General features: G+C 62.7%; 10 protein-coding genes and 1 pseudogene. 3 read left to right on the plus strand and 8 right to left on the minus strand.

The features are described from left to right. Positions 1–188: 188 nt before the first annotated feature. The 5 genes from VJ307_00020 to VJ307_00040 all read right to left on the minus strand — a co-directional run bounded on the left by VJ307_00020 (position 189) and on the right by VJ307_00040 (position 4,582). Entirely contained in the window at positions 189–863 is a 675-nt protein-coding gene (locus tag VJ307_00020; GenBank protein ID HJX72510.1) for a hypothetical protein, read from the minus strand. A 145-nt stretch (positions 864–1,008) separates the two neighbouring features. Then, a complete protein-coding gene (locus VJ307_00025) occupies positions 1,009–1,950 on the minus strand; it encodes an NDP-sugar synthase (GenBank protein ID HJX72511.1) in 942 nt (313 codons plus the stop codon). A 5-nt stretch (positions 1,951–1,955) separates the two neighbouring features. Then, entirely contained in the window at positions 1,956–3,032 is a 1,077-nt protein-coding gene (locus VJ307_00030) for a phosphotransferase (GenBank protein ID HJX72512.1), read from the minus strand. Further along, positions 3,008–3,889, minus strand: coding sequence for a sugar phosphate isomerase/epimerase (locus VJ307_00035; GenBank protein HJX72513.1), 882 nt, complete (start codon positions 3,887–3,889; stop codon positions 3,008–3,010). The genes VJ307_00030 and VJ307_00035 overlap by 25 nt, the downstream gene beginning before the upstream one ends. Before the next feature lie 78 nt (positions 3,890–3,967). Then, complete coding sequence (locus VJ307_00040; GenBank protein ID HJX72514.1) at positions 3,968–4,582, minus strand: tyrosine-type recombinase/integrase; 615 nt, start codon at positions 4,580–4,582, stop codon at positions 3,968–3,970. Positions 4,583–4,623: 41 nt separating this feature from the next. On the opposite strand from VJ307_00040, the gene VJ307_00045 reads away from it, so the two are divergent. Next, positions 4,624–5,142 carry a hypothetical protein gene (locus tag VJ307_00045; GenBank protein HJX72515.1) on the plus strand — a complete coding sequence of 173 codons (519 nt, stop codon included), beginning with the start codon at positions 4,624–4,626 and terminating at the stop codon, positions 5,140–5,142. Positions 5,143–6,230: 1,088 nt separating this feature from the next. Here the strand turns inward: VJ307_00045 and VJ307_00050 are convergent. Continuing rightward, positions 6,231–6,458, minus strand: a complete 228-nt coding sequence (locus VJ307_00050; protein ID HJX72516.1) for a hypothetical protein — start codon at positions 6,456–6,458, stop codon at positions 6,231–6,233. A gap of 949 nt (positions 6,459–7,407) precedes the next feature. Between VJ307_00050 and VJ307_00055 the strand changes: the two are divergent. Then, positions 7,408–8,838: pseudogene (locus VJ307_00055) on the plus strand (transglycosylase SLT domain-containing protein). Positions 8,839–8,920: 82 nt separating this feature from the next. On the opposite strand, the gene nagZ reads toward VJ307_00055, so the two are convergent. Continuing rightward, entirely contained in the window at positions 8,921–10,066 is a 1,146-nt protein-coding gene (gene nagZ / locus VJ307_00060) for a beta-N-acetylhexosaminidase (protein ID HJX72517.1), read from the minus strand. A gap of 140 nt (positions 10,067–10,206) precedes the next feature. Here nagZ and VJ307_00065 point away from each other — a divergent pair, with 140 nt between their 5' ends. Continuing rightward, positions 10,207–11,148: an NADP-dependent oxidoreductase gene (locus tag VJ307_00065; protein ID HJX72518.1), complete on the plus strand. Its 942-nt coding sequence runs from the start codon at positions 10,207–10,209 to the stop codon at positions 11,146–11,148. Between the two features lie 18 nt (positions 11,149–11,166). Here VJ307_00065 and VJ307_00070 read toward each other — a convergent pair whose 3' ends face one another. Beyond that, the gene (locus VJ307_00070; protein HJX72519.1) at positions 11,167–12,009 is read right to left on the minus strand and encodes a carbohydrate ABC transporter permease; all 843 of its coding nucleotides are present in this window, start codon (positions 12,007–12,009) and stop codon (positions 11,167–11,169) included. Positions 12,010–12,124: the final 115 nt, after the last annotated feature.

Below are 12,124 nucleotides of genomic sequence, written 5' to 3' on the forward strand. Positions count from 1 at the left end.
TGGCATTCGAGCGCCGCTGCATCCGCTCCCGCTTCGTTGCGCTTCTTCACCATACTCAACGGTATGCCTCAGTCGCGCGCCTTGCTGGCGCGGCGCATCGACGCTCTCGGTGCGTCAAGCTATTTACGAGACGGTACACTAGGGCGTTCGCCGCGCCGCGGATCCCTTCCGATCGGGGAGAGGCGGTCTCAGAAAGCCTCCCTCCCGGCCCGGCGTACCGCCTTTTCGTCCTCCATGTCCCCGGTTTCCCTGGTCAAGTCCGTCCCGTAAAACCCCACGGCCTCGCCTTCCTCCAGGCGAATCGCCGTGTAGTCGATGGTCCTCCCCATCGTCTTACACACCACCCGCCTGTCCTTCTCCTCGCCGGAGAGAATCCCCTCCACAATTTCCCCCGTTTCGTCCGGCAGAAGGATTTCGTAGTGCTGCGCCGGCAGGCCGAGCTGCAAGAGCATTCTCTCCACGCTCCGGTTCGCGTAAACGATCCTGCCGTCCCTGGTCACGGTTAAGATCAGGTTGGGGTTGGAATCGGCGAATTCGGCCGCCATCTCGAGCTCTTTCCCCTTTTTCCCGTGGCCCTTGGCCCGGGCGGTTCCGTCGCCCGCTCCTGCGAACCGCTGCGCATATTCCACCAGGGCCGAAAGGGGCATCTGGATACGGCTCCGGAAGAGCAGGTACATGAGGGAGAGAAGGAAGGCCAGAAGGGCGATCGCTGCCCCGAACAGCAGGGTCTTGATCCGCCAGGTCCCCTCCGTCAGTTCCTGCACCAGCATGATCGTGAGGATGTGGACCATCATGGCCGACGCGATGACGCCGGCGATCGACAGGGCCAGCACGACGGGAAATAGGAACCTGACTTTTTTCATTCCGGAAAGACCGGCCTCCCCCCTCGCAATTCGGTCGTCGCGGGAAAAACATCCCTCGTCAATGTATCGGAAATGAAGGGAAAAAACTTTACGCGGCGATCCCCGGGAAGAGAGGCGTGCTCCGGAGGCAGCTTCCGGGCTCCGGTCACCCGACCGCGACGCGGCGACGGGGAGTAAGAATCGCGCCGACGAGTTCTTCCCCCGCCGGCAGAACGGCCCCCGGCCAGAGGATGGCCCGAGTGACCGACGCTCCCTCCCCGACCGTGGCCCCTTCCTCGATGACGGCGCCCGGGCCGGTCCGCGCCCCGGGGCCGACCCTGGCCTTCGGGGAGATGTAGACGGGCGGGATGATCGTGAACCCGGCGTCCTCGGGACCCGGGAGCGCCGCTTCCTCCCCTCCGGCGGGCAAAAGGGAGAGGGTCCCTTCCAGGTAGTCGGCCGGGGTGCCGAATTCCTGGAAGCGCCCGGAGGAAAGAAACCCGAAGACGGGGGCCTTGTCGGCCACGAGGGGGGTATAGGTCTCCCGGATGATGCACGACGCCTTCGCCGGGGGGATTCGCAGGAGGAGTTCCGGTTCGACGATCTGGCACCCCGTGTAGAAGCCGGACCGCGTGCCCTCTCCGGCCTCGCTCCCGAAACCGGTGATCCGGCCCCCCTCCGCGATCCAGACGGGCGTGTACCGTTGCGCAGGGTCCGGGAAAAGGATCAGGGTGGCCAGGGCTCTCCTCTCCCGGTGGAAGGCCAGGGCGGATGCGAAGGGGAAGGAGAGGATCGTATCTCCATTGACCGTGACGAAGGTTCCCCCCTTGAGAAACTCCCGGGCGTTCCCGATCCCTCCCCCCGTGCCGAGGATGACCGGCTCCAGCGTGAAGTCGACCCGGGCGCGCTTGCCGGCCCACCCCGCCACGCGCTGCTGGATGAGTTTCGGGTGCGTGTGGAGGTTCATTACGAACGACTTGATCCCCGCCCGCCGGAGGAACTCCATGTTGTAGGTGCACAGGGGGCGGCCGAGGACGGGGATGACGGGCTTGGGCAGTTCATAGGAGAGCGGGCGCAGACGCGTTCCCAGGCCGGCTGCGAGGATCATCCCTCTCACGGCGTCGCCTCGGAAGCCGCCTTCCCCGCGAGCTCGGCAAGGATCGGGAGGAGTTTCCGGGCCAGCGGTTTCATCCGGGGGTTCCGTTCGAAGTTCGAGGAAAGAAAGGCGACGGTCGGTGGGATGAACCGGAGGTAGAACCTCTTTCCGAGGTTGTGCGCCTGGTTCCCGAATGTGCCGATCGCCTTGACGTTTCTCTGAAGGGCGGAGACGTCGAGATGGTAGGCGAAGGCGGCCGGATCCCCCCCCATCCGCCGGAGCGCCGCGGGGGCGGCGTTCCGGTAGACGTAGACGAGTTCATCGACCGCCTTGTCGGGCAGTGTCACGTAGGAATCCCGAAGCAGGGAGCTTAGGTCGTAAAAGACGTTCCCCATCCGGGCGTCCTGGAAATCGAGGATCCGCAACTGCGGGGCCGCTTTTCCCTCCCCGGCGGGGATCACCATGATGTTCCTGCTGTGGTAGTCGCGGTGGGCGAGCACGCGCGGCAGCGCGGCCAGTTCCGAAAGGAACGGCAGGAACCGGTCCTCGATGGCGCGCTCCTCCTTTTCCGACAGGGAGATCCCCCCGTATCCCCGGACGGCGTTCTCGAAGAAGAAGTCGATTTCCCCGGAGAACTTCCCCACATCGAAGGCGAGGCGGGACGGGATCGCCTTCCCGTCGAGCGCCTTCGTCCCGTCCCATTGGATCCGGACGAGAATCTCCAGGCAACGCTCGTAGAGGGGCAGGAACTCGTCCGGGGAACGGGCGGACCGGACGACCCCCTCCAGCAGCGTGTCTCCCGCGTCCTCCAGGAACAGAGCCTTGGCCTCCGGCGCGGCATGGTAGATCTCGGGCACGGGGACGCCCGCCTGTTTCAGGTATCGGTGCACGTTGACGAAGGGGAGTTCCTGTCCCGGCGGGATCTCGTCCGGGTATCGCATCATGATGAGGGAGGGGAGGGGGGAGCCAGGACCCATCCGGACCCGGAAGTACCGCCGGGTGGAAGCGTCCCCCGCCAGTTCCACGACCCCGGCCACCTGGGCCGGGCCGTGGAAAAACGCCGAAAGAGTTATCCCGATTTCCCGTTCGTCCACCTGCAGATTTGTCCTCCTTCTCCGGTGAAACGTGCAAGCGCGCCTCGGCACTCGGTAAGAATCTCCTCGAACGTGCCGTACTCCGGGTGGTCCCCCCGGGTGTGGTCGCGAAGCTCCACGGTGAACGGCCCCGAAAAGCCGGTTTCACGAAGCGTTTCGAACACCCCGGTCCAGGGGATTCCCCCTCGCCCCGGAACGAGGTGGTCGTCCTGGTCGCCGTCGTTGTCCGAAGCGTGCACGTGGATGAGCCGGGGCGCCGATTCCCGGATGGCGCTGCGGACATCCCCCTCGATGTGGGCATGGCCCAGGTCGAGGCACACCCCGACCCGCTCTTCGGGATACTGATCGGCGATGTCCATGACGACTTCCACCCGCCCCGAGGGAACCGGCGTGTTTTCGACGGCGAACCGCACATTGCCCGGGACCGTTTCGAGAAGTTCGTTCAGGGACCCCAGGAACGCACCCCACTTTCTCGGGTACCAATTCTCCGCGGGGAAACCGGTGTGCAGGACAAGCGTTCCCCCGCCTTGGTTCGCCAGCCATCTCCCCGCGATTGCCACGGCGTTCACCGAGAGCCGGCGGTGCGGTTCATCCTCCGACGACAGGGAATACCAGCGATCCTTCCGGTAGCTGCGGACGTCGGGATAGAGGGGGGCGTGAAGACTTGCCACGCGGATTCCGTGGCGGGCCAGGAGGGAGGAGATCCGCCCTGCGGCACCGGCGTCACCGTAGGGGAAGTGGGGCGGCATGGCCCACAATTCGGCGGAAAAAAATCCGAACTTCGGGAAAAGAGAGACGATCGACTCGTCGAGTTCCTGGAAGACGAAGAGGTGGGTCGAGAGGGAGAATTCCATCATTTCGGCCGGTTCCTTGAGTTCTCGGCGAGACTTCGCCGATAATACCACGAGGAAGAAAACCCTTCTACTTTTCGCTTCCTACGATGGCTTTTTTTCCACCGGGGACAGATTGGGTACAGTTCGGACGTAATGGGAGAAGGTTGTCCCCGCGCTTGCGTGGCCCATTTCGCTTGCGAGTTTATCTGCACCCGCCTTCTGGATTTCCTCCCATCGCTGTGTGGCGAAGGAATGGCGTGTGCCGACGTACAAGGGGACGGGAATCTCCGCTTTCCTCGCCGCCGTCTTCCATAGTTGCGTCAGGTAGACGGGCCGATAGGGTGCGCCGCGCTGCCCCGAGAATATGAACGCCTCGGGGAGCCTGTCCCGGCATAGTTCGCCGAGCCGCGCGTACAGGTCGGGGGGAAGCATCTTGCATTGAATCTTGTTCGACTTCGTTTCCTTCAAGTGCCCCGCGTTATCAAATGCCCTCTGGATATACACACGACCGCCCACGAGGTCCCGTTTCTTGAGGGCGCATATCTCGCCCGGACGGCATCCCAACGCCGCCAGCGTTTCAAATATGATTCGATGATGGGGGACGAGATTGGTAATGATCTGGCTCTGTTCCTCGATGGATAGTACGCGAACATCCCGTACTGGGACCTTGATCTTCGGTTTCGAGGGAACGTCCTTTATGTCGCCTCGTTCTTTCATGGACGACAGGAACGCCATCAGCCATTGTATTTTCGTCTTGATTGATACGGGAGCGTAGCCCAGATGCTTTCAGCAAGTTCTTCGCTGGTTCTGGTGAGTGGGAAGATGTATTGGCAATATTGGAACGACATTCATCCAAACCGAAGACGAAGAAGAAAATTCTTAAACCGAAAACAAGCCATCAAAGCGGTGGGCAACGGTGGCACGAGAAGCTCGACAGCCGGCCGATTTACGGCGACCCCATCGACTTTCGGGGGTTGAGGCACGAACCGGTCAACGAGCAAGGCGTTGTATTTCTTTTCGGGATGGTTTCTCGAGAACTTGGATTTCTGGTGGAAGCTATACAAGGTGGCTTCCCAGACTGTGAAGCCAAGCGGCAAGTATCCCGGGGGCAGTGGCAGCCTGTCAAAATAGAATTTGAATATGCAAGCAAGAATTTTTATGAGCACGGACACGACCCAAAGAATTGTGACGTCATAGTTTGTTGGATACACAACTGGGTAGAATGTCCGGGTGACATCGAAGTTCTAGCACTGTCCGAAGTTATCAAGAAGCTATGATAGGGAATAGATTGCCTAACTACGGGCTGAAGCTGACGGCTGCCCTGTTTCTCGTTTAGGCCCCGCAGCTTAGCCCGAGCGTTAGCTCACGGAAAGACTTTCCTCCCAGTGCCCGGATTCTTCCTGACCGGGGAGCTAAGAAGGACTCGATCATTCATGGCGTGTAGATCGATACCGAATCCCGGCACGAAGGTCGGTTGCCCGAATAACTACTTCATATTCAAACTATGTGGGTTATTTACGATGAGCGGCATAGAGCATAATACGTTCCTTGTGACCATATTGTGCCATGAAATCCAAGACGAGCTTCGGTTCCTAAACCGTTTGCCGGGTGTTCGAGTCACCCCGGGGGCGCCACTTTTAACTAATAATATCAAGATATTAACGATGGCATATCGATTACATCGGAAGCCGATCATTTAATTCCCAGCATCATTCCCGGCGCGGGGCGAGCAATACAAGGACCTGCCGACAGGTTACCCGAACATTGGGCAAACCGCCGAATATTGAATGTTCCATTAGCATTGACGAGTTACCGTTCAGAGTGCGAGAATTCCTTCCATGGCGCGCAATACTTGGCCAAGGGATCGATATACAGGCCCCGGGGGTGGCCTCTACACGGGCCCTGGGGGTGGTTTGTATATCGGTCCGGGCGGTGGAGCGTATACCGGACCTGGTGGGGGTCTTTACAAGGGTCCTGGGGGCGGCATGTATACTGGCCCTAACGGCGGACTTTATACCGGTTCGGGCGGCGGTCTATATATAGGGCCTGATGGGGGAGCATATACCGGACCCGGTGGCGGTCTCTATGCGGGTCTGGACGGCGGACTGTATACCGGACCCGGTGGCGGTCTCTATACGGGGCCTTGTGCCAATCCCTATCGCAGCAACTGGCCGCCGATTGTAGCTCTGCTTGAGTACCTAGCCCAGAATGGGATGTATGAGTTGCTTCATCTCTTTCTACCGTTGAGGGGCTGGTAAGCAGGCTTCTGCGCAAGGTAGTCGTTCGGGTGGGAACGGAGATCAAGACTCCGTGTGTGTGCACTGATGCAGATAGGACTGTCAGCCCAGCGTGGTTCTTCGAGAGCTTAAGCGGCTCGTTCGTGGCTCCGCTTCATGTTCTTCAACCGGAGGATTACCCGTCCCCAGTGTCCGGGATTATTTCGGGCGTCTCGAAGGTGGTGGTCCCAGGTCATCTTGATGAAGGAATCGACCTGCAAGATCGCTTCGTCGATGTTCCCCCAGTTCACATCAAGCATCATTTCGGCGTCTGCCTGTACGAGGTCATGGTTGGAGAGGGGCAACGTGGGCGTCATGGCGTAACCTCCTGGGGAGAGGTTCAGTGGATGGATTGACGCTCCGAAGAGTAGGTGTAGATTTTATCACGTTTGCATCCACTCATCTCATGAAAAGAAAATAAGAACTGTTGAGGGGTACACTAAAGGAAAGGGCGGGGTTCTCTCTCCTGACCTTTTCCTTTGCGCGTCCTGTAGGCTAACCTTTCCTCTGTGACTTCCTTCCAAGTATCCACGGACATTCCACGGACACGCCATTGGCAACTCACCAATAATAAAACCATCAAAAAGGGGAGTGTTCTGGGGACAGTTTGGGGACAGATTTTTAGGGTATTTCCCTTTTAGTTTCATGTTTTAAGTTTTATCGCCGATAATACCATACTGGGATACGATTCCGGATGATCGGGAAAAGGACGGTCTGTTGATATACGCACGCCTCATCGCATCTTTCCTCCTGATGCTCGTTCTCTCCTCGCCCGGACAGACCGGTCCCCTCTCCTCCCAGGACGCGGTGTTTCGCGAGGGGTGGGTCCTTCTGTCCGAGGAGAGATTCGCCGAGGCAAGAGAAACGTTTGGCGGCCTTTCCGCCGGCGAATACGACCTCGGGGATTACGTTCTCTTCTTCACGGGTGTTGCCCTGGCGAAAGAGGGGAAAGCCGCAGAGGCGGCCGTGACCCTCGACCGGCTCGTCATCTCCTTTCCGGAGTCCCCGCTGGCCCCGTATCTCGCCCATGAACTGGCCTTCGCCGCGGCGAAGGCGGACGATCTTCCGGCCGCGAGGAGATATATCGAGGTCTCGCGGGGGAAAGTCGCGGGGAACGGGCGGAAGGCGGCCGAGAAGTATATCGAGGCGCGCCTGATGGAGGAGAAGGGGATGGGGGAGGAAGGGAACGTCGGGCTGCGGAACGCCGCGGAGGCGCATCTGGAGAACTTCTTCTCCTACACGGTGCAGGAAGGGGCGGTCCTGTCGATGGAACGTCTTTGGGAATGGCGCCGGGAGGGAAAGCTGTCGGAGTTGGGCCTTCCCGTCTCCTTCCATGGCAAGTACGCCAAGGCCCTGTTCCGCGCCGGGGAGGACGAACGCGCCCGTTCCGTTTATCAGGAGGCGCTGGAGAAGTTTTCCCCCGGGGACGATTTCTACACCGTCCTCCTCGACTATGCGGAGTTTTTGCGGAAGCAGGGAGAGACTTCCGCAGCGCGCACCCTGCTCGCACGGGCGGTGAAGGAGGCACCCCCCTCCTTCCGGTCGGACGTCGATTTTCTCTCCGCGAGGGTGGAGTGGAAGGCGGGCCGGACCGCGGAAGCCCGCCGGAAGTTTCTCGCGATCGCGGAGGGCGAGGCGCGTCCGGCGACCGCGGAGCGCGCCCGGTACCAGGCGGCATGGATATCCGAGGAGGAGGAGGACCTCGAAACGGCCACCGAACAGTTCGGGAAGCTTTCCGCGGCCCGGGACGAGCAGATCCGCCAGGAGTCGGTGTTCCGCCACGCGTTCGGGCTCTACCGGCAGAACCGTTACGCCGAGGCGATCGCGGCGTTCGAGGCGGGTGAGAAAACGGCGGCGTCGCCGGTGGAGCGGGCGCGGCACGCGTACTGGAAGGCGAGGGCCCTCGTCGATTCCGGCGAGAAGGAGAAGGGGGATGCGCTTTTCCGGGCGCTCGCGGCGGATCACGGCGCGGGCCCCTTCGCGATGTTTGCCAGCTTGCGTCTGGGGAAGGACCCCTTCGAGATGCTCAATGCTCCCTCCAGCGGGGAGACCGCCCAATGCGGGCAGGAGAAGGAGAGGCTCTGGGGGACGATCCGGGGCGGCGCCTGGTCGAAGGAGGACGCGGAGAAGGTCCGGCGCGCGGAGCGCCTCACCCTGCTGGGGCTGGTCGAATACGCGATCCTGGAGGCGGAGCGGGTGGACCGGGCTGCCATCCGGAAGGCGACGGGGCTGGCCGACGGGGGGACGCCCGGGCTCTTCCGGTACCTTTCGGGAGACCTGAGGGGGGCGATCCGCGATACCATCGGGATTTCCTCGGACCAGTCGACGGTGGGGCTCATCGACCGCCTCCAATATCCGCTGGCGCCGCAATATTTAGGCGATTGCGACGGAAAGAAATCCGGGGTGGACTCCCTCGTCCTCCACTCCATCATCCGGCAGGAATCCCTCTTCCAATCCAACGCCCTGTCCCCGGCGGGGGCGGTGGGGCTGATGCAGCTCATGCCCCGGACCGCCGCCGAGGTCGCCCGGAAGGAAAAGGTCCGGAAGAAGGTTCGCAGGAACGACCTGCTGAACCCGGAGGTGAACGTGGCTCTCGGGGCGGCGTACCTCTCCCGCCTGTTGCGCGGGTACGACGGCGACTACATCCGTGCCGTCGCGGCTTACAACGCGGGGGAGGCGGCGGTGTCGAGGTGGTGGAAGAATGCGGAAGGCGACCCGGCGTTGTTCCTGGAAAGGATGTCCTACCGGGAAACGCGCTCGTATCTCCGGAGGGTCTTCTTCAACCTTCTCCAATATTACCGGATCTACCGGCCCGGGATGCTTGCCCGCTACTTTCCCACCGAGCGAACAGGAGACGGGACAGCTCCCGATGCCGCCGGGTCCCCACCTGCCGCAGGGACGCCCGACGGGCAGGGCGGGGAGCCCCGCCCTGCGACAGAAATTCCCGGAGGCGTTCCACCCGGCGGATAGACGCCCGGGCGGCTCTCCGGAAATCCCCGTCGTCCGTCCACGCGCGGGCGATCGCCTCTCCGGCCTCCTCCCGGGCCTTCTCCCCCGCGCACACCAGGACGACGTCGCACCCGGCCGATACGGCCCGCACGGCGGCGTCGCCGATCCCGAGCGTGCCCGTGATGGCCTTCATCTCCAGGGCGTCGGAAAAGACCGCGCCGCGAAACCGGAGCTGCTTCCGCAGAAGCCCGCCAAGGATCTTCTCCGACAGGGTGGCGGGAAACTCCCGATCGAGGGCGGGGTAGAGCACGTGGGCGGTCATCAAGGCGGGAATTCCGGCCTGGATGGCGCGCCGGAACGGGGAAACGTCCCTTTTCAGCAACATCGCCCGGGAGCTTCGCACGACGGGAAGCTCCCCGTGGGAATCCGAGGCGGTATTCCCGTGCCCCGGGAAATGCTTCCCGACGGGGAGGACCCCGCGGGAGAGCATCCCCCGGGAAAAGGCGATCCCCAGTTCCGCGACGCTTTCCGGATCCGAAGAAAGGGCCCGGTCCCCGATCACGGGGTTTTCCGGGTTGCTGTCGACGTCGAGGACGGGGGCGAAGTTGATGTCCACGCCGACGGCGCGAAGTTCCTCCGCCATCGCCTCGCCCGCGGCCCCGGCCACGCGCGACGAGCGGGAACGAAAGAGGGAGTAGCATCTTGCGGGCGGAAACCGGGTGAACCCGGGAGCCGTGAGACGCATCACCCTGCCCCCCTCCTGGTCGATGGCGATGAGCGGCGCGGGCTGTCCCCCCCCGGCGGCGGCGCGGATTTCCCGGCACAGATCCCGGACCTGGCGAGGGGTCTCCACGTTTCTTGAGAAAAGGACCACCCCGCCCAACGCCCACCCCCGGATTTGCCGGGCCAGCCGGGGCGGCAACGACTTCCCCTCGAATCCGACCATCAGGAGACCGGGGCCATCGGGGGGTCTCATCGCACTCTCTCTCCTTCTCCCCGGAATTCGCATCCGCTACCGAAACCATTATCACAGTCCCTTATCCTAAGGGTAACAGATCCGTTTCCTGGTAGCGGGATCCCCGTTTCAGATAGCGCGGAGGGAAAACCGTGAGAGCCATGTTGATCGAAACGTTCGGAGGACCGGAGGTGATGCAGCCGTCGTACGTTCATCCCCCCGAGCCGGTCGATACCGAGGTGCTGATCGAAATCGCCTACGCGGGGGTAAACCCCGTCGACTGGAAGATCCGGGAAGGCATGCTTTCGGGCCTGTTCCCCCACGAGTTCCCCGTCATCCCCGGATGGGACGCGGCCGGGACGGTGAAGGGTGTGGGAAAGAACGTCACGGAGTTCCGGATCGGCGACCGGGTGTACGCCTATTGCCGGAAGCCGAAGGTCCGGTTCGGCACCTACGCCGAGTTCGTGACGATGGACCACGCCGCGGTGGCGCTCATGCCGAAGAACGTGGGGTTTGCCGAGGCGGCCTCTGTCCCCCTGGCCGGACTGACGGCATGGCAGTCCCTGTTCGACGCCGCGAACCTTTCCGCGGGGGACAGGGTGCTCATCCGCGGGGGGGCCGGTGGCGTCGGAAGCCTGGCGATCCAGTTCGCGAAGCACGCCGGCGCGAAGGTGTACACGACGGCCCGCAAGGCGAACCACGAGTACGTGACATCCCTGGGCGCGGACGTGGCCATCGACTACGCGGCGGAGGATTTCGTCGACGCCGTAAGGAAACGGGAACCCGGCGGGATCGATCTCGTCTTCGACGCCGTGGGGGGGGACGCGCAGCGAAAATGCTACCAGGTGCTGAAGAGGGGCGGCATGCTCGTTTCCATCGTGGACGCCCCGGACGAGGAGATGGCGCGTTCCTTCGGCGTGAAGACGGCGTATGTCTTCGTGTCGCCCGACGGCGAGCAGTTGCGCAGGATCACGGCCCTCGTGGAGAGCGGGGCCGTCCGGGCTCCCGTCATCGAGGAGATGGGCTTGAGGGACGCGGCCGAGGCCCAGAGGCGGAGCAAGGCGGGCCACGTCCGGGGCAAGATCGTACTGAAAGTCCGTTGAGGAGTTGCGCGGGCGACGCTATTTGACCGCGCCCATCGTGAAGCCCGCGATGAACCGGTCGAGGAAGAAGGTGTAGACGACGGCCACGGGGATGCTGGCGATCAACGCCCCGGCCATCAGTGGCCCCCACTGGAACACGTCTCCGCGCACGAGCTCCGTCGGCACGCCGATCGAGACCGTCTTCTTGACCGATACGGAGATGAAGGTCAGGGCGTAGATGAACTCGTGCGTGGTGAGGGTGAAGGCGAACACCACGATCGTCAGGAGCCCCGAGACCGACAGGGGCAGGACGACCCGGGCCATCGCCCCCAGCCGGCTCAGCCCGTCGATCATCGCCTGCTCCTCGATGTCCTTCGGGATCGTCTTGAAGAACCCCATCAGCAGCCACGTGCAAAAGGGGATCGTGAAGGTCGGGTAAATGAGAATCAGCGACCAGAGAGACTCCTGAAGGCCCAGCGCGGCGGCGAATCGGGAAAGGGGGATGAACAGGATCGTGGGGGGAACGAGGTAGGTCAAAAAGATCCCGATCCCCAATGCCTCCCCCCAGCCCCTTGCCCACCGTGCCAGGCTGTAGGCTGCCGGGACCGCTATGGCGAGGGTGATGAAGACCACGGCCGTCCCGACCCAGAAGGTGTTGACGAGGTAGGTGACGAAGTGCGTGTCGAAGAAAAGAAGCTTCAGATGGTCCAGGGTGGGCGGCTCGTTGAAAAGGAACGGGTTGTTCAACGGGCTGAAGAGATCATGGTCCGTCTTGAACGTCGCGATGATCATCCAGTAGAACGGGAACGCCCCGAGGAACGCGAAGGTGGCAATCACCGCGTACAGCCCCCCCCGGCCTGCCAGCTTCCGGATGCCGGTCATCACACCACCTCGGCCCGGCGGGCCAGCCGGAGCATGAGGGTTGCGACGCCGGCCAGCACGGGGAAGAGGAACAGGGAGATCGCCGCCCCCTGGGCCAGATCCCCTCCCTCGATCC

The sequence above is a fragment of the Candidatus Deferrimicrobiaceae bacterium genome (assembly GCA_035256765.1).
GTDB lineage: Bacteria > Desulfobacterota > Deferrimicrobia > Deferrimicrobiales > Deferrimicrobiaceae > CSP1-8.

Excerpts from the sequence above, each read along its gene's own strand:
- VJ307_00065 (HJX72518.1), top strand. The coding sequence starts at position 10,207 with ATGTTGATCGAAACGTTCGGAGGACCGGAGGTGATGCAGCCGTCGTAC.
- VJ307_00020 (HJX72510.1), bottom strand. The coding sequence starts at position 863 with ATGAAAAAAGTCAGGTTCCTATTTCCCGTCGTGCTGGCCCTGTCGATC.
- VJ307_00050 (HJX72516.1), bottom strand. The coding sequence starts at position 6,458 with ATGACGCCCACGTTGCCCCTCTCCAACCATGACCTCGTACAGGCAGAC.
- VJ307_00040 (HJX72514.1), bottom strand. The coding sequence starts at position 4,582 with ATGAAAGAACGAGGCGACATAAAGGACGTTCCCTCGAAACCGAAGATC.
- VJ307_00035 (HJX72513.1), bottom strand. The coding sequence starts at position 3,889 with ATGATGGAATTCTCCCTCTCGACCCACCTCTTCGTCTTCCAGGAACTC.
- VJ307_00070 (HJX72519.1), bottom strand. The coding sequence starts at position 12,009 with ATGACCGGCATCCGGAAGCTGGCAGGCCGGGGGGGGCTGTACGCGGTG.
- VJ307_00025 (HJX72511.1), bottom strand. The coding sequence starts at position 1,950 with ATGATCCTCGCAGCCGGCCTGGGAACGCGTCTGCGCCCGCTCTCCTAT.
- nagZ (HJX72517.1), bottom strand. The coding sequence starts at position 10,066 with ATGAGACCCCCCGATGGCCCCGGTCTCCTGATGGTCGGATTCGAGGGG.